Source organism: Labrys sp. (in: a-proteobacteria), from assembly GCF_047605565.1.
GTDB classification, from domain to species: Bacteria; Pseudomonadota; Alphaproteobacteria; order Rhizobiales; family Labraceae; genus Labrys; species Labrys neptuniae.
Genome location: NZ_JASGFM010000016.1, coordinates 74,998 through 91,581, shown reverse-complemented (window position 1 = coordinate 91,581; position 16,584 = coordinate 74,998). Strand labels below are relative to the sequence as shown.

Annotated in this window: 14 protein-coding genes; 8 read left to right on the top strand and 6 right to left on the bottom strand. The window is 63.6% G+C overall.

The genetic code is table 11. From position 1 onward, the window contains the following. The first annotated feature begins 507 nt into the window (after positions 1–507). The 3 genes from mltG (at position 508) to gmk (ending at position 3,658) form a co-directional block, all read left to right on the top strand. A complete protein-coding gene (mltG, locus tag QM672_RS16090) occupies positions 508–1,947 on the top strand; it encodes an endolytic transglycosylase MltG (protein WP_367625637.1) in 1,440 nt (479 codons plus the stop codon). A 161-nt stretch (positions 1,948–2,108) separates the two neighbouring features. Next, a complete protein-coding gene (locus QM672_RS16085) occupies positions 2,109–2,996 on the top strand; it encodes a YicC/YloC family endoribonuclease (protein WP_415083734.1) in 888 nt (295 codons plus the stop codon). Next, on the top strand, positions 2,993–3,658 hold the full coding sequence (gene gmk, locus QM672_RS16080; RefSeq protein WP_311933171.1) for a guanylate kinase: 666 nt from the start codon (positions 2,993–2,995) through the stop codon (positions 3,656–3,658). The genes QM672_RS16085 and gmk overlap by 4 nt, the downstream gene beginning before the upstream one ends. A gap of 2 nt (positions 3,659–3,660) precedes the next feature. Here gmk and rsmA read toward each other — a convergent pair whose 3' ends face one another. From rsmA to lptF, 5 genes are all read right to left on the bottom strand, one after another. Next, positions 3,661–4,503, bottom strand: a complete 843-nt coding sequence (rsmA, locus tag QM672_RS16075) for a 16S rRNA (adenine(1518)-N(6)/adenine(1519)-N(6))-dimethyltransferase RsmA (RefSeq protein WP_311933170.1) — start codon at positions 4,501–4,503, stop codon at positions 3,661–3,663. Between the two features lie 2 nt (positions 4,504–4,505). Next, entirely contained in the window at positions 4,506–5,510 is a 1,005-nt protein-coding gene (gene pdxA / locus QM672_RS16070) for a 4-hydroxythreonine-4-phosphate dehydrogenase PdxA (protein WP_415083731.1), read from the bottom strand. A gap of 69 nt (positions 5,511–5,579) precedes the next feature. Then, a complete protein-coding gene (locus tag QM672_RS16065; protein WP_415083729.1) occupies positions 5,580–8,024 on the bottom strand; it encodes an LPS-assembly protein LptD in 2,445 nt (814 codons plus the stop codon). Continuing rightward, a complete protein-coding gene (gene lptG / locus QM672_RS16060; protein ID WP_311933167.1) occupies positions 8,024–9,103 on the bottom strand; it encodes an LPS export ABC transporter permease LptG in 1,080 nt (359 codons plus the stop codon). Before lptG ends, QM672_RS16065 begins: the two co-directional genes overlap by 1 nt. Continuing rightward, positions 9,100–10,266 (bottom strand): LPS export ABC transporter permease LptF, encoded by a 1,167-nt coding sequence (gene lptF / locus QM672_RS16055; protein WP_311933166.1) that lies wholly within the window; start codon positions 10,264–10,266, stop codon positions 9,100–9,102. Before lptF ends, lptG begins: the two co-directional genes overlap by 4 nt. A gap of 293 nt (positions 10,267–10,559) precedes the next feature. Between lptF and QM672_RS16050 the strand changes: the two genes are divergently transcribed. The 3 genes from QM672_RS16050 to QM672_RS16040 all read left to right on the top strand — a co-directional run bounded on the left by QM672_RS16050 (position 10,560) and on the right by QM672_RS16040 (position 13,133). Next, positions 10,560–12,056, top strand: coding sequence for a leucyl aminopeptidase (locus QM672_RS16050; protein WP_415083726.1), 1,497 nt, complete (start codon positions 10,560–10,562; stop codon positions 12,054–12,056). Beyond that, positions 12,053–12,565, top strand: a complete 513-nt coding sequence (locus tag QM672_RS16045) for a glutathione S-transferase family protein (RefSeq protein ID WP_311933164.1) — start codon at positions 12,053–12,055, stop codon at positions 12,563–12,565. The genes QM672_RS16050 and QM672_RS16045 overlap by 4 nt, the downstream gene beginning before the upstream one ends. Before the next feature lie 121 nt (positions 12,566–12,686). Then, a complete protein-coding gene (locus QM672_RS16040) occupies positions 12,687–13,133 on the top strand; it encodes a DNA polymerase III subunit chi (RefSeq protein WP_367625645.1) in 447 nt (148 codons plus the stop codon). A 28-nt stretch (positions 13,134–13,161) separates the two neighbouring features. Here QM672_RS16040 and QM672_RS16035 read toward each other — a convergent pair whose 3' ends face one another. Beyond that, positions 13,162–14,091 (bottom strand): LysR family transcriptional regulator, encoded by a 930-nt coding sequence (locus tag QM672_RS16035; RefSeq protein ID WP_415083723.1) that lies wholly within the window; start codon positions 14,089–14,091, stop codon positions 13,162–13,164. Positions 14,092–14,181: 90 nt separating this feature from the next. On the opposite strand from QM672_RS16035, the gene QM672_RS16030 reads away from it, so the two are divergent. Together QM672_RS16030 and QM672_RS16025 are read left to right on the top strand one after the other, a co-directional pair. Continuing rightward, positions 14,182–15,330 carry a CaiB/BaiF CoA transferase family protein gene (locus QM672_RS16030; protein ID WP_415083721.1) on the top strand — a complete coding sequence of 383 codons (1,149 nt, stop codon included), beginning with the start codon at positions 14,182–14,184 and terminating at the stop codon, positions 15,328–15,330. Beyond that, positions 15,327–16,460, top strand: a complete 1,134-nt coding sequence (locus QM672_RS16025; protein WP_415083719.1) for an acyl-CoA dehydrogenase family protein — start codon at positions 15,327–15,329, stop codon at positions 16,458–16,460. The genes QM672_RS16030 and QM672_RS16025 overlap by 4 nt, the downstream gene beginning before the upstream one ends. Positions 16,461–16,584 lie beyond the last annotated feature (124 nt).

The following is a 16,584-nucleotide window of genomic DNA, read 5'->3' as shown; positions in this document are numbered from 1 at the left end:
TTCCGAGCCAATCCAGCGGATCGGCTCGGGCGTCCTTGCGGTTCCTGGTACTTCCGAGAAATCGCAAAACGCGTGGCGCATGGCAGGCATGGGGAGCTGGCCGGCATTTCTGCCATATTCGCAGGGCATGCCCGCCGGGGCAGAGGTGATACGGCTTCCGGGTTTCGGCAATCGGAGGTCGCCTTATTGTTCGTATTTTGATGCATTTTCGCCGAAACACACTGGTATTTGTGCGGCAAAGCGCATTTTGGCAAAGGCCGTGTTTTGCTCTAACTCTTTGTTTCGACGCGTTTTTGCGATTCTTGGCGATTCTGTGGGAACACAGGGCGCCTCGGGCATGGCACAATAGATCCGCCAGTTGCCAGGCTCTGCGGCCCGCGGTCGAGGCGGGCAAATATGTAGGCGTACGAGGTTTCTATGGTCGATGATCGGGATGATTCGGGACTAGCGAACGAACGCTCGCGCTCCTTCGGGAAAGGTGCTGCCGGCTCGCGCGGATCCCGCAACATGATCCAGCCCGATGCCGTCGCCAAGCCGCCGACACGTTCGAGCGCCGTGCGCAATCCCTTCGTGGTCGCGGGCAACGCGATCTTCGTCCTGCTGATGCTGATCGCCATCGGCGGCTATTTCGGTCTGCGCCAGTTCACCTCGCCCGGGCCGCTCTCCGAAGCCAAGACCGTTTATGTGCCCAAGGGCAGTGGACGTGACGAGATCGCCGATTCCCTCGAGCGCCAGGGCGTGATCGACAGTGCCACCGTCTTCACCACCGGCGCGTTGATCCTGGGACATAGCAATCTCAAGGCGGGCGAATACGCCTTCAAGCCCGGCGCCTCGATGTATGACGTCATGAACATCCTGGTAGACGGCAAGGTGATCCAGCATTCGATCACCATTCCCGAGGGCCTCACCAGCCAGATGATCATCGATCGTCTGAGCCAGGACGACCTGCTCACCGGCGATGCCCCGCCGGTGCCGCCGGAAGGCGCGCTGCTACCCGACACCTACAAATATGAGCGTGGCACCACGCGCTCGGCCATGGTGCGCAAGATGCAGGAAGAGCAGAAGGCCCTGGTCGATCAGATCTGGAAGCAGCGCGCGCCCAATCTGCCGCTGAAGAGCCCGGCGGAGATGGTAACGCTGGCCTCGATCGTCGAGAAGGAGACGGGCCAGGCTGACGAGCGACCCCATGTCGCGAGCGTCTTCATCAACAGGCTGCAGAAGAACATGCGCCTGCAATCCGATCCGACCGTGATCTACGGCATGGTCGGCGGCAAGGGTAAGCTGGACAGGGCGCTGACCAGCGCCGACCTCTCGCAGCCGACGCGCTTCAACACCTACACCATAGCCGGCCTGCCGCCTTCCCCCATCGCCAATCCCGGCAGGGCCGCCATGCAGGCCGTGGCGACCCCCTTGGCGACCAAGGATCTCTACTTCGTTGCCGATGGCACGGGTGGGCATGCCTTTGCTCCGACTCTGGACGAGCACAACAAGAATGTCGCCAAATGGCGCCAGTTCCAGCAGCAGGGCGGCAATGCCACCGTCGCACCGCCGCAGCCGACACCTGCGCCGGCACCGGACAATGCCGCAGCGGCGCCGGCGCCAGCCCCGGCCGAGGCCCCCGCAGCCAAGCCACCGGCAAAGCCTTGCAAGAAGGGCAGCAAGGCCTGCAAGCAGCAGACGGAGGCCGAGGCACCGTCTGCACCTACGCCGCCACCGGTACCAACTCCGTCACCAGCGCCCGCTCCGTCACCGGCACCTGCAGCCGATGTCCCGCTGCCTGCTCCTTCGGCGCCCCCGGCTGCAGAGGCGCCGGCCGCACCCAATGCCGACCCGGCCCAGGCTGGCAAGCCCAAGAAGGGCGGCTTTGACGATCCTGTCGCCAATACCAACCATGACCCGCTGCTCGACAAGACCTTCGATCTGAATTCGCCGCAGTCGGTGCAATAGGCTGGCTGCGTGCGAGCCGCTTGAGCGCGGGGCCGCGGGGCTCTATCTTCCGTCAGGCTTATTCGACGCGCCCGCGGCGCGTCGGGAGCGAGCACTCAGTTCCGGTTGCCGGTGAAATCCGTCCGGTCGGATGCTGAAATCACCGTATGGAACGTTGGAAGATGTCCGTTGTCAGTATGACCGGCTTTGCCCGGGTGGAAGGACAGACCGGCGCGAACCGCTGGGCCTGGGAAATCAAGACCGTCAATGGCAAGAGCCTCGACGTCCGCTTCCGGTTGCTGCCCGGATTCGAGGCGCTGGAGGCTTCGGCACGTGCCGCCTTGGGCGCCGCCTTTGCTCGCGGCTCGTGCCAGATCGGCCTGTCGCTGAAGCGCGATGCCGTGGCGCCGGTGGTGCGTATCAACCAGGCGGTGCTCGATGCCATCGTCTCGGCGATGGCCGAGGCCTCGCACAAGGTCGATGCGGCGGCGCCGCGCCTCGATGGCCTCTTTGCCATCAAGGGCGTGCTCGAGGTCGAGGAGCAGGAGGAGGACGAGGCCGGACGCGTCGCGCTGCAGGAGGTCCTGCTGGAGGGGTTCGCCAGGGCCGTAGCCCAATGCGCCGAGATGAGGCGGCGGGAAGGGCAGGCGCTCGCCCGCGTCCTGCTCGGCCGTATCGACGAGATCGAGGCCCTCACCCGTGAGGCGGACACCAATCCAGCGCGCCAGCCCGCGGCCGTGCGGGAGCGGCTTGCCGCCCAGATTGCCGCCCTGCTCGACGCCTCGTCGTCGCTCGACCCCGACAGGCTGCACCAGGAGGCGATCCTGATGGCAGCCAAGGCCGACATCCGCGAGGAACTCGACCGGCTGCATGCGCATGTTGCCGCCGCGCGCGATCTGCTGGCCAAGGGCGGCCCGGTGGGACGGCGCCTCGACTTTCTCGCGCAGGAGTTCAACCGGGAAGTCAACACCCTTTGCTCCAAGGCGAATGATGTCAGCTTGACCGCGACCGGTCTTTCTCTCAAAGCAGTGGTCGAGCAATTCCGCGAACAGGTTCAGAATATCGAATGAGTAGCACTGCGTCCGTTCCCCAGCGCCGGGGCCTCCTGCTGATCGTTTCCTCGCCCTCCGGTGCCGGCAAGACCACGCTGACACGCCTTCTTCTGGCCGAAGACAAGTCGATGCATCTGTCGATCTCGGTAACGACGCGGCCGCGCCGTGGCAGCGAGATTGACGGCGTGCATTATCGCTTCATCGACGCCGGTAGCTTCGAGACCATGCGCGAGAAGGGCGAATTGCTGGAATCGGCCAAGGTACACGGTAATTACTACGGCACGCCGGCCGGGCCGGTGGAAGAGGCCCTGGCCGCCGGGCGTGATGTCCTGTTCGATATCGACTGGCAGGGCACCATGCAGATCTACAACAAGATGAGGCCGGATATCGTCTCCGTCTTCGTCCTGCCGCCGTCGGTGGCCGAACTCAAGGCGCGGCTGGAGCGGCGGGCCGAGGATAGTCCCGAGATCATCCTGCAGCGCCTGCAGAATGCCCGCGTCGAGATCAGCCACTGGACGAAATATGACTATGTGCTGGTCAACACCGACCTGCAGACGACCTATGCCAAGCTCAAGGAAATCCTCGACGTCGAACGCATGAAGCGCCAGGACAAGTCGCAGGTCGGTCAGCTGGTTGATACGCTGAAGGCCGACCTCGACGCACTCACACGCGGGCGCTGAGGCTACTTCAAGGCATGCGCCAGCGCGACGAAGGCGGCGACCGGGACTTCCTCGGCGCGCATCTCCGGGCGCAGGCCCGCATCGGCCAGCGCGGCCGCGAGGTCACCACCAAGCCCTTTGAGGCTCTGGCGCAGCATCTTGCGCCGCTGGCCGAAGGCGGCCTGCGTGATCCGCTCCAGGGCCGCCGGAGTACAGGGCAGCGGCGCCGGACGGGGGCGCAGATGCACCACAGACGAGGTGACCTTGGGCGGTGGCACGAAGGCACTCGGCGGCACGTCGAAGACGATTTCCGCTTCCGTCCGCCATCCGGCCAGGACCCCGAGGCGGCCATAGGCCCCGTCCGCTTCGGTGGCCACGATACGCTCGGCAACTTCCTTCTGGAACATCAGCGTCATCGACTGGAACCAGGGCGGCCAGGGCTCGGTCTTCAGCCAGCCGATCAGCAGGGGAGTCGCCACGTTGTAGGGCAGGTTGGCGGTGATGCGCACCGGCCCTTCCAGCCCGGCGATCAGCGCCGGCCAATCCGCTTCGAGGGCATCGCCGGCATGGACCGTCAACCGGCCGGGATAGTGGGCCGCGATTTCGGCAAGGGCCGCCAGGCAGCGCTCGTCGCGTTCGACGGCGACCACATGGCGAGCGCCGCAGGCCAGCAGAGCGCGGGTCAGGCCGCCGGGACCGGGGCCGACCTCCACGACATTCACCCCCTCCAGCGAGCCGCCCGCCCGCGCGATCTTGGCGGTGAGGTTGAGGTCGAGCAGGAAGTTCTGGCCGAGGGACTTCTTGGCCATCAGCTCGTGCTGTCGGATGACCTCGCGCAGCGGAGGAAGGTTGTCGATCTGGGCCATGGTCAGCGGGACATCCTGTCGGCCAGCGCCAGGCTGGCAAGGAAGCTGGAAGGGTTGGCCTTGCCGGTACCGGCAAGGTCGAAGGCCGTGCCATGGTCGGGCGAGGTGCGTATGAAGGGCAGGCCCAAGGTGACGTTGACGGCCTCGTCGAAGGCGAGCGCCTTCGCCGGCGCCAGGGCCTGATCGTGATACATGCACAAGGCGACGTCGAAGCCCTGGCGCGCCCGAGCATGGAACATGGTGTCGGCGGGCAGGGGACCGCGAGCGTCGATGCCGGCCGCTCTCAGCCGGGCGATTGCGGGCGCGACGACGGCGTTGTCCTCCCGGCCCAGCGTGCCATTCTCGCCGGCATGCGGGTTGAGACCGGCGACCGCGAGCCGCGGAGCCATGATGGCGAAACGAGCCTTGAGATCCTGGGCAACGATCAGCCCGGTCTCAAAGATCAGCTCCTCGCTGAGGGCTGCGGGCACCTCGGCCAAGGGAATGTGAATGGTCACCGGCACCACGGCCACCGTTTCGGACCAGATCATCATCACCGGCTTGCCGTCGTGGCCCCAATGGCGGTGCGCCAATTCACCCAGGAATTCGGTATGGCCGGGATGGCTGAAGCCGGCGCGATAGAGCACCTCCTTCATGATCGGAGGTGTGACCACGGCCCGGGCCTGCCCGCGGCGAACAGACAGCACGGCGCGTTCGATCGACTCGATGACCGCGGCGGCACCGGCGACATCGGGCCTGCCGGGCTGGTCAGGGGCGGGATTGGCCAAGGGAACCACAGGAAGGCCACGTGCGAAGGCTGCGAATGCGCCGGCTTCGTCGGTCTCGACGATGGCCAGATCGAGACCGATGCGCCGAGCACGGTCCGACAACAGGCCGGGATCGCCATAGACGAAGAAAGGCGCGGCTTCGCGGCGGGCTGAGGCTGCCGTCACGATCAGCTCCGGGCCGATGCCTGCCGGTTCCCCCATGGTCAAGGCAATTGGCAGCGAGGACTGTTCGGTCGGCATGATCAGGTCAGATGAGCTCGCTTGCATGAGCGGGCCAGCCCCGGGCGGGGCAGGCCGGCTCGCTTCGTCTCAGAAGGTCTTCAGATTGCCGTAGCGGTCGGTATAGCTGCTCGGCTTGGTGACATTGAGATTGTCGAAGTCGTTGTTCCAGATCTTGTCGGTGAATTCCTTCGGACTGCCGCTGACACCCAGGCCGCGCAGCTGCAGCTGGAACTGCACCGTGGTGTCGTATTTCAACGACGTGGTGTCATAGGAGCGCGAGACGCTCATGCCGAGTGCAATGCAGGCGTCGACATAGGTCAATCCGGCATAGCTCGACGAGAATTTCTTGGTCCTCATGTCGTAGAGAGCGCCGGCACTGGCGATCCAGTTCTCGTTCAGCTTGAAGGCAGCCTTGCCGTTGATGCCTTCGCGATCGTCGAGCCCCAGCAGGGGCTGGGCATCGTAGCGTGCATAGATGATGTCGGCCTTCAGGCGCCCGATCGTACCGAGGGCGCCGACTTCGAACTGCCGCATGTCCCAGTTTTTCTGGTCGAAGCGGGCACCCGACAGGATCGCGAAATTGTTTACCGGCTGCAGATAAACACGCGCGACATAGTCGGAAATGTTGCGATCCAGGCCCGATTGCAGGCCCGTATTGGCCATGTCGCCCCTGGTGAAGGAATTGGTGCCGCCGAAGGAGTAGGACTGGCCGAACATGGCGTTGTAGTAGCCGCCGCCATTGGTAGTCAGCGAATATTGCAGGCCGGCATTGACGCGAGAACCGTCCTCGGCCCGATCATAGCCGGAATACTTATCCCAATCGAACAGGTTGGTGTCGTCGAAGATCAGGCTCTGGGCGTCTTCGTTCGGGAAGACGCCGCTCTGCATCGCCTTGGGGCGCAGGATGACCTGCGCGATCGGTTCGATGATCTGCGTGCCCCAATCGGATTGCGAGATGAAGGGGTAGCGATAATCGAGGCCGATGGCCGGCACCAGGCGCGCCGCAGTGTCGTTCTTCTTGTTGCTGACGAACTGGTCGGCCGGATTGCCGTCGAGCTGGGTGAAGCCAAGATCGCCGCGAACATAGGCGAAGGGGGTCCACTGCTGCCCATAGGTATCGGTGAAGGTCTTCTTCCAATAGGCATTGATCGAGGCGCGCGTATAGGTGCCATCGATGCCGCGCTGCAGGCAGTTCGTCCGCGTCTTCGGCGTGAGATTGTCGCAGTTGTAGCCCAGGATGTTGTCGAAGGCGGCCTGCTGGCGGGTCAGGCTGGTCAGATTGAGGTTCCAGCCGAGTTCGCCGCCGAAGACCGGGCGGTCGACGATGTAGTCATAGTCGAGCACAGGTGCGACGACGGGCAGCTGCTTCTGCACGTCGGCCGTGGTCAGGCCCTGGAAATAATAGGCGCGCAGATCGAACCAGGATTTGGTGCCGACGCCGGTCAGATAGACGGTGGAGGTTGCCTCCGTCTTGCCCCGCAGATTGTCGAGGCGGTAGTCGCGCCAGTAATATTTGTCGCTCAGCAGCGAGCCGTCCCAGCCGAAACGCCATTTGTCGTTCAGCCAGAATTCACCCTTGGACGAAATCGAGCCACGCCAGTTCGGCCTGCCGATATCCTCATTGGCGAACTTGTCCGGGTCGCTGATGAAGGCGCCCGACGCCATCACCGAATAGGCGCCGTTGAGCGTACGATGGCGCCATTCGATCTGGCCCGTCGGACCCTGGCTGCTGGCATAGCCGGGCGTCAGGGTCAGATCGTAATTGGGTGCGAGGTCGATGAAATAGGGCAGTTCGAGGCCGTAGCCGATCCGCGAGGAGTGGAAATAGCGCGGCGTGATGAAGCCGCTCTTGCGGGTGACGGACGGGTCGGGGGTCGACATATAGGGCAGGTAGGCGATCGGCAGTCCGAAGAACTCGAAGCGAGCATCTTCGAAATAGATCATCTTCTCCTGCTGGTTGTGGATGACCTTGACGGCCTTGATCTGCCACAAAGGCGGCTTCTGCGGATTGTCGGCACAGGGCGAGCAGGCCGAATAGACACCGTTCTGGAACACGGTGACATTGCCGCCGGTGCGCTCGGCCCGGTTGGAGGCGATATAGAGTTCGTCCGCCGTCACCATCTTCAGCGAATTGACGAAACCGTCCCTGAAATCGTCGGTCAGGTCGAAATTGTCGGCATAGGTCTTGGTGCCGTCGGCTTCGGTGATGACGACATTGCCATTGGCCCGCACGCGCTTGGCCTTGCGGTCATAGACCACGCGGTCGGCCTGCAGGGCGCGGCCGTTGTAATAGATCTGCACCGTGCCGATGGCGGTTACGACCTCGTTGTCCTGGTCATACTGCATCTCCCTGGCCTTGAGGACCATGTTGGAGCTGCCCTGACCTCCGGCACCATCGGAACGCGCACCCAAGGGCCCGAGCAGGTTCTCCTGGGCATGGGCTTTCGACGGCAACAACGCAAACGACAGCGCTGCAACCGCGACGGTGGTGCACAGCATGGTCGTAAGGAAGTGGCGAGCTGATACGCGCATCAGCCATCCTCCTGGTTAAGCAACACGGTAAATCCGATCAGGGCCGCAACGGCAGCCGGAGTCCAAGCGGCGACGGCCGGCGCAACCAGCCCCGCAATGCCCAGATCCTTGGCCATTTTGGTTACGACATACAGCAAGAAACCCGCCCCGATTCCACTCAAGATCATCACACCAATACCGCCAAGACGCGCAAACCGCAGCGATACCGTCGCGGCGATCAGCACCATCGCTACGAGCAGCAGGGGACGAGCTAGAAGCGTCTGATATTGCAACCGGTAGTCATTTGCATCAAGTCCCGCGGCGCCCTGTTGTGCGATTGATGACGGGAGTCTCCAGAAAGACACGCTGTCCGCAGACACCGCAAATTTCTGGTCAACCTGGGACTTGGTCAAATTACTAGGAAAATCAATGCTTTCCGACGTTTTGACCGGTTGGTTGGGAATGAATTCCTGGACGTTGGATAGATGCCAGGCGCCCTTGTCAAGTTTTGCGGTATCGGCTTCCAGCCGCCTGACAAAGCGACCGTCGGCATCGAGGGCATAGATGGTAACGCCCGTCAGCGTGCCGTCGTCGCTGTTCTCCGCCGAAGTATGGATGACGGCCTGGCCGTCGCGGATCCAGCGGCTCTTGTCGTCGTCGCGGATCTGGCGGGCGCCGAAGACGCGGGTGTCGAGAAGATCGCTTCTGGTTTTCAGCGCCGCCGACAGCGGGTTGAAGGCAATTGCCGCAAGGATGCCGAGGAGGATGGCGCAGATGATCGGTGGGGCCAGGAATTGCCAGACCGACAGGCCGGCGGCACGCATCACCACCAGCTCGAGCCGCAGGCTGAGATTGACGAAACAGATGATGGCCCCGAACAGGAAGACGAAGGGCAGGGTCTGCTCGATGATGGACGGTGTTCGCAGCAGGGACAGGGCCGCGATCGAGCCCACGGACACGCGGGGCAGGTCGCTGGCGCGCCGACTGGTCTCGGCAAAATCCAGCAGGAAGATCATGACGAACAGGAAGGCAAGCACGCCGAAAATGGCGATCAGAAAGCGCTTGCTGAGGTAGCGGCCGAGGGTGGAGGTCATGATCATGCGCGCGCCGTCCGGTTGGCGAGGCGCGAAGTCAGCTCATTGTACCAGTTCGTCACTCCGCGCGGCAGCGACAGGCGCAGATGGCCGGTGATCACGGCAAGGCAGATCAGCGAGGTCAGGATCGGCACGCCGAATGCGATATAGACGCCGCCGGCCGAATGCACGCTCAGGCTCTGCGTGGCAATGAAGCCGAGAATGCGCACCACCAGCACGCTCAGAATGGCAAAGCCGATCGCGCTGGCTCGCCCCTGGCGGGTGGTGCGCGCCTGGCCCAGGAAGGCAAGGGCGACCAGCATGAAGGCAATCGGATAGAGGGGAGCGGTAAACCGGTCCACCAGTTCGCCGCGAATGCGGCCGCGTTCGGCCTGTCCCTTCATCTCGGATGGCTGGGTATTCCACAGTTCGCTGGTGTAGCGGTCACGCGGCTTGTAGTTGATGGTGTCGTTGTCGTCGCGGGCGAGCTGCGAGAGGTCGAACTGATACTGCTCGAAGGTGACGATGGAGGCGTCGGAGGAAGCGCCGCCTTCCTGCTGCTGCAGCGAGCCGTTGTTGAGAACCAGCACCAGCCCCGTCGCCGTATCGACGATCTTGCCGGTTCCGGCGATGTAGGTCTTGGTCTTGCCCTTGTCGCGGGCATCCTGCACGAAAATGCCGAGCAGCGTCCCGTCGGGCTGGCGCTCACGGATATGGAAGGTGAAGCCGCGCAGGGCAGTGAACTGGCCTTCCTTGAGGAAGTGCTGCACTACGTCGGCCGCTGCCGCGACGCGCCAGGCGGTCAGCTCATGCTGGCTGGCGGGCTGGATATAGAGGGTGACGGCGGCAATTCCCGCAGCGACGAGACCGGTAATGCCGGCAAAGGGCGTGATCAGCCGGGAGGGGGAATAGCCCGCAGCGTTGAGGACGACGAGTTCAGAGCCGGCATTGAGCCGCTGCAGCAGCCACACGGCCGCCAGGAAGACCGCCAGCGGTGCGACCACGACTACCAGCGCCGGCAAAGCGAGCGAGCTGATGGCCAGGAAGACCAGCACGGACTGGCCTTGTGCCGTCATGACGTTGAATTCGCGCAGGGCTCCGACCATCCAGGCAAGGAGCGTCAGCACGACGAGGCAGACCAGAAAGGCAAAGCCAAACTGTCTGGCAATATATCGGCTGACGAGGTTCATTGCCTTTTCGGGTCTCCTACCCGTTGCTTGTAGCCTCGTGCTAGGCAGGAGGCGAGACGTTTGTATGGCAGGACCGAGGCTGCAAGCGAATTGTTGTAGACATGGTTACGGATTGACATGCAAAAGTCCCAACAAGCCGTCAACCGCGCGGCAGCTTCCAAGCCGATTCCTTCTCCCCGAGCCATTGGCGCGGGGAGAAGGAATCGGCAGAATATCAACCGCTTGCAAAGTTTCTCGATAGTGTCCACGAATGGGCGATAATTGAGAAACTTCGCTTGGAATGGGCATCAATTATGGTTTCCGAATTGAAACTGTCTTTTTCAAAAGTCGAGAAAATTGCCGACGGCATTGCCGTCATATTCACAAATATCGATTTGGCGGTATCGCCTGAAACGGAAGCTGCTCTACCGGGTATCGGCAGTCTGGTCAAACGTGCGGCTTCCGCCGATAATTTCAAGGGGAAGGCGCTGACCTCCCTCGACATTCTTGCGCCCTTGGGCCTGACGGTGGATCGTGTGATCGTGGTTTCGCTCGGCAAGGCCGAGGACAGCGCCCGCACCGATTGGGTCAAGGCCGGAGGCAATGTGGTCGGCAAGCTGCCGGCTTCGGCAAAGTCGGCGACTGTGGTGCTGGACCTGCCGGATGCCGCCATCACCGCCGATCAGGTGGCTGACTTCACCCTCGGCGCCCGGCTGAGGGCCTACAAGTTCGAACGCTACAAGACGCGCAAGCAGGACGATGCGGCGAACAAGGTGCTGGAACTGACGATCGCCAGCAGCGTCGATGGCGCAGCCAAGAAGGCCGGCAAGTCGCGCGAGGCGATCGCCGACGGCGTCAGGCTCGCGCGCGACCTGGTCAACGAGCCCCCGAACGTGCTCTACCCCGAAGCCTTCGCCAAGCGGGCGGCCGAACTGGAGGAACTCGGCGTCGAAATCGAGATCCTCGACGTCAAGGCGATGAAGAAGCTCGGCATGGGGGCGCTGCTCGGCGTCGGTCAGGGCTCCGAGCACGACAGCCGGCTGGTGGTGATGCGCTGGAACGGCGCCAAGAATCGCGAGGCCAAGCCGGTTGCCTTCATCGGTAAGGGCGTAACCTTCGACACCGGCGGCATTTCCATCAAGCCGGCTTCCGGCATGGAGGACATGAAGGGCGACATGGGCGGTGCGGCCTGCGTGGTCGGGCTGATGCATGCGCTTGCCGCCCGCAAGGCCAAGGCCAATGTGATCGGAGCCATCGGCGTGGTCGAGAACATGCCGGACGGCAATGCCCAGCGCCCGGGCGACATCGTCACCTCGATGTCGGGCCAGACCATCGAGATCATCAACACCGATGCCGAGGGCCGGCTCGTGCTGGCGGATGTGCTCTGGTACATCCAGGACAAGTACAAGCCGCAATTCATGATCGATCTCGCCACCCTCACCGGGGCCATCATGGTGGCGCTCGGCCAGGAATATGCCGGCCTCTTCTCCAACAATGACGAATTGGCCGGGCGCCTCTTCGTGGCCGGGCAGACGACGGGCGAGCGGGTCTGGCGCATGCCGCTCGGCCCGGAATACGACAAGCTGATCGATTCCAAATTCGCTGACATGAAGAACACCGGCGGCCGCAATGGCGGCTCGATCACCGCCGCCCAGTTCCTGCAGCGTTTCGTCAACGAGACGCCCTGGGCCCATCTCGATATCGCTGGCACCGCCATGGGTTCGCCCGCCAGCGACGTCAACCGCAGCTGGGGTTCGGGCTGGGGCGTGCGCCTGCTCGACCGGCTGGTGGCGGAGCATTACGAGGGGTGAGGATCACGCTGTTCGGCACGCCTGACAGCGTCTATACGCGGATCATCCGGCTGGTTCTCGATTTGAAGAATGTCGGTCATGACTTTGTCATGGCTGACATTTTTGACGACAGGGGTATACCGGATGATTATGAACGGCGCCATCCGTTCCGGCGTATCCCGAGCATCGAGATCGATGGCACGGTCGTCTATGAGACCGACGCCATTGCCCATTATATAGAGGCACTGCTTCCCGATCCTTCGTTGGTGCCTGCGGATGCACGCACCGCGGCACGCATGCGTCAGATCATGCGCGTTGTCGATCATTACGCCTATCGACCGCTTGTCTGGGGAATTTACGTGCCGCTGTGGTGGCGTGATGGCACGATGCCCACTCGAGAGATGCTGGCGGAAGCCGAGACGGCATTGCGTGCCTTGCAAGAATTGGTGGGTGAGGGGGGCGTGGGACTTTCTCCCAACCTGGCTTGGTGCTACCTCGCGCCGGTCCTGGCCGTTGCCGACAGTGTCTAGGCCGGAAGCGAGTTGATCGCTCGCGTACCGGTTCTGAAAGAATGGTGGCATTCCGTGCGGAACGCGCCTGCCATGGTGAGGACACGCTCCCGGGAGAGCCACTATTGAGAAAGGCGAGGCGATGACGGAATTGCTCTTCTATCATCTGCAGCGGGCCCCGCTCGAACGGGTTCTACCGGGCCTTCTGGAAAAATCCCTGCAGCGGGGTTGGCGCTGCGCGGTGCAGGGGCCGCAGGAGCGGCTGCGTGCACTCGACGACGTGCTTTGGACCTATAATGACGAAGCCTTTCTGCCGCATGGGCTGGAGAGCGACGATGGTCCCGCCCAGCCGATCGTGCTGGTGACGCATGAGGGCAATCCCAACGGCGCTGCGATCCGCTTCCTCGTCGATGGCGCGCCCTTGCCGGCGGATGCCCCGAGCTATGAGCGCATCGTGCTGATGTTCGACGGCAATGACGCCGATGCGGTGCAAGGGGCGCGGGATCAGTGGAAGCAGGCCAAGGAACTTGGCTTTGCTGCGACCTATTGGCAGCAGAGCGACGAGGGACGCTGGGAGAAGAAGGCTTAGGCCAGGTCCGACCGGATCGGCAATCGATCTAGGCGCACTGCTGTCCCTCGGCCGACGAAGTTTCCTGGCTCTGCCCGAAATGCGCGCGGACATGGTCGATGAACGCGCTTGCCATCCAGGTGATCGGAAATTGGCGCGGTGTGATGATCGCTGCCTTCTGCGGGGGGAGCGCATCCTCGAGTTCCACGATGGCCAGCGGCAGGCCATCCTCGCTGACACCGGACCGGGAACGTGTGGTCAGCAGCGCGATGCCGAGACCGTTGGCGACGAGGCCGCGTACCATGTCGATCGTGCGTGCTTCCATGCCCAGGGTAGGTGTCACACCCGCCTGGCGGAACAGCGCCAGGAAATAGTCGCGGCTGTGCGGCAGGTTGATGAGGATCAGGGGCCACGCGGCGACGTCCTGCAGCCGGACGCGACGCTTGTCGGCAAGCGGGTGACCGGCCGGAACGAGCACGTAGGGCTGGAATTCCGCGACCGTCTCGGCCGCGCCGGTTCGGCCGAGGTCGAGATCGTAGAGCAGAGCGACCTCGATCAGGCCATTGTCGACCAGCCGGTGCAATTCCTCGATGTCGCCCTCTCGCATCCGCACTTCGACATGTGGGTGGGAGTGGCGAAAGGCGCTGATGATCGGCGGCATGTGCAGCGGGCCCAGCGTGGTCAGGCAGCCGACGTCGACGAAGGTCTGACGCCCGGACGAAACGCCGGGGGAGGCGGCCCAGGCATTTATCTGCGAGAGAATGGAACGGGCTTCGGCAAGCTTGTCGCGTCCGGCCTGGGTGAGGACGAGGCCCTGAGCGTGGCGGCGCACGAACAGGGGTTGACCGACCCTTTCCTCCAATTGACGGATCGCCACGGAAATCGCCGGCTGGGAGACATGAAGGGCGCGTGCCGCCTGCGCCGTGCCCTCATGCTCGGCGGCAGCCACGAAATAGCTCAGTTGGCGGACGGTGACCATGAATAGGAAAAACTTATTCTCTTAATGCAATAAGAATATTTGCCTTTATTCATGGGCTGTCAAATCCTGCGCAGGCATCAAGGAGCAGCCATGACTGGATTTGACCTGCCGCTCGAGGGCCTCGTCGTCCTGGACTTCTCGCGCGTGCTTGCGGGCCCCTTCGCCACCGCCCTTCTCGCCGACGCCGGCGCCGATATCATCAAGGTGGAGGGAAGCGCCGGCGACGACTATCGCCATGTCGGCCCGTTCGTCGGGGATGACAGCGCCATGTTCGAGTTTGCCAATCGCGGTAAGCGCAGCATCGTGCTCGACCTCAAGGCCGAGGCCGACCGTATCACGGCGCGGCGGTTGGCCGCCCAGGCGGACGTCGTGGTCGAGAATTTCCGGCCGGGCGTCACGTCCCGGCTCGGCATCGCCTATGCCGATCTCGTCGGCGAGAATCCCGATCTCGTCTATCTCAGCATTTCCGGTTTCGGACAGAACGGCGTCGGGCGTGATCGGCCAGCCTATGACATCATCGTGCAGGCTGAGAGCGGGCTGATGGCGATGACGGGCATGCCGGACGGGCCGCCGACCCTGGTCGGGGAGGCGATCGGCGACATCGGCGCTGGGCTGTATGGCGCCTGGGCCGTTACCGCCGCGTTGTGGCAGCGCGAGCGCACCGGGCGCGGCTGCCATATCGATCTCGCCATGTTCGATGCCCTGCTGTCGCTGCTGCCGACCGGAGCGTGCCGCTATCTGGCGACGGGGGCCGTGCCGATGCGTGCCGGCAACCGTCACCCACTCTCGGCGCCATTCGGGGCCTATCGGACCATGGACGGCCACGCGGTGATTGCGGTCCTCAACGAGAAATTATTTGCCGATTTTGCCGCGACCATCGGGCAGCCCGAACTGGCGAGCGATCCGCGTTATCGCAGCGATTCTCTGCGCTCGGACAATGAACCATCCTTGCGCGTCTGTGTGGAGCGATGGACAGGCGTAAGGCCGACCGGTGAGGTCGTGAGGGTCCTGGCGGCAGCTGGCATACCTGTGGCGCCGATCAGCACCGTGGCACAGGCGATCGATTCCGAGCTGGCGCGCGAACGTGGCCTTTTCCGGCAAGGGAGCACGGTTCCCCTGCCGGAGCAGCCCGCCCATTTTTCGGGCTCCCGGCGTGGCCGGCCCGTGCGAGCCCCGCGGCTCGGCGAGCACACGCACGACATTCTCGCCCGCCTTGCCGCGCAGGAGGAACAGCAATGAATTTCGAACCGGATGCCGACACCCTCGCGGTGGTCGAACAGATCCGCCGCTTCGCCGAGGACGTCCTCAAGCCGAACGCCCGCGAGATCGATGCGAACGGGACCTTCGCGTCACGGCACATACCGGCTCTGGCCGAACTGGGCGCGATGGGCATGAACCTGCCGGAGGCATGGGGCGGCCCCGGCCTGTCGCCGGTGGCGCTCTATCTCGCCGTCGAGGCCTTGGCGGCCGGTTGCGGCTCCACCGTCTCGATGATGACCGCGCATTTCCTGGCGACCGATGCAATCCTCATCGGCGGCGACGATGCGCAGCGCGGCCGCTATCTGCCGGATGCGGCGGCCGGCAGGACATTGGGCGCTTTCGGCCTGACTGAACCGGGGGCCGGTTCCAATCCGGCCGACATGACGACCCGAGCCATACGGGACGGCGCATCGTATCACCTGCGCGGCGTCAAGCATTTCATCTCCAACGCAGCGCATGCCGATTTCATCGTCGTCTTCGCCAAGACCGATGCGGCGGCGGACGCACGCGGCATCAGCGCCTTCGTGGTCGAGCCCGCAAAAGGGGGTGTGAGAATCGGTTCCCCCGAAAAGACGATGGGCCTGCGCGGCGGGCATGTGTTCGAGGTCGAGTTCGACTGCCGCGTCGGCGAGCAGGAGATGCTCGGGCCGGAGGGAAGCGGCTTCAGGACCGCATTGAAAACGCTCGACAATGGTCGCACCGAAGTCGCTGCCATGTGTACTGGAATGGCCGGTGAGGCCCTGGCCATGGCGGTGGAATGGGCCAGGACCCGACGGGTCGGCGGCCACCCCATCGGCGAATTCCAGGGACTGCAATGGATGCTCGCCGACATGGCGACCGAACTCGATGCGGCGCGCCTGATGGGGCTGAGAGCCGCCTCCCTGCGCGAGAAGGGCGAGCGCTTTTCGAAGGAAGCCTCCATGGCCAAGCTGTTTGCCTCGGAAAAGGCCGGGGCGATCATCGACCGCGCCCTGCAGATCCATGGCGGCTATGGCTATTCCCAGGAATTGCCCCTGGAACGGATGGCGCGCGATGTCCGCATCATGCGCATTTACGAGGGCTCCTCGGAGATACAGCGCAACATCATAGCGCGCATGCTGCTCGCCTGAATGTTCCGCGAGTTGATGGAGATCTCAAATCGTAAAGGCGTGCTGCAACGAAGGGGGGGCAAGCATGTGGTTTTGCCGAAGCTTGCCTTGCGCTCCAACGTCTTGATGGTGATACCTCCCCATG

Excerpts from the sequence above, each read along its gene's own strand:
- QM672_RS16085 (WP_415083734.1), top strand. The coding sequence starts at position 2,109 with ATGTCCGTTGTCAGTATGACCGGCTTTGCCCGGGTGGAAGGACAGACC.
- QM672_RS16035 (WP_415083723.1), bottom strand. The coding sequence starts at position 14,091 with ATGGTCACCGTCCGCCAACTGAGCTATTTCGTGGCTGCCGCCGAGCAT.
- gmk (WP_311933171.1), top strand. The coding sequence starts at position 2,993 with ATGAGTAGCACTGCGTCCGTTCCCCAGCGCCGGGGCCTCCTGCTGATC.
- rsmA (WP_311933170.1), bottom strand. The coding sequence starts at position 4,503 with ATGGCCCAGATCGACAACCTTCCTCCGCTGCGCGAGGTCATCCGACAG.
- QM672_RS16065 (WP_415083729.1), bottom strand. The coding sequence starts at position 8,024 with ATGCGCGTATCAGCTCGCCACTTCCTTACGACCATGCTGTGCACCACC.
- pdxA (WP_415083731.1), bottom strand. The coding sequence starts at position 5,510 with ATGCCGACCGAACAGTCCTCGCTGCCAATTGCCTTGACCATGGGGGAA.
- QM672_RS16050 (WP_415083726.1), top strand. The coding sequence starts at position 10,560 with ATGGTTTCCGAATTGAAACTGTCTTTTTCAAAAGTCGAGAAAATTGCC.
- QM672_RS16030 (WP_415083721.1), top strand. The coding sequence starts at position 14,182 with ATGACTGGATTTGACCTGCCGCTCGAGGGCCTCGTCGTCCTGGACTTC.
- mltG (WP_367625637.1), top strand. The coding sequence starts at position 508 with ATGATCCAGCCCGATGCCGTCGCCAAGCCGCCGACACGTTCGAGCGCC.
- QM672_RS16025 (WP_415083719.1), top strand. The coding sequence starts at position 15,327 with ATGAATTTCGAACCGGATGCCGACACCCTCGCGGTGGTCGAACAGATC.
- lptG (WP_311933167.1), bottom strand. The coding sequence starts at position 9,103 with ATGATCATGACCTCCACCCTCGGCCGCTACCTCAGCAAGCGCTTTCTG.
- lptF (WP_311933166.1), bottom strand. The coding sequence starts at position 10,266 with ATGAACCTCGTCAGCCGATATATTGCCAGACAGTTTGGCTTTGCCTTT.
- QM672_RS16040 (WP_367625645.1), top strand. The coding sequence starts at position 12,687 with ATGACGGAATTGCTCTTCTATCATCTGCAGCGGGCCCCGCTCGAACGG.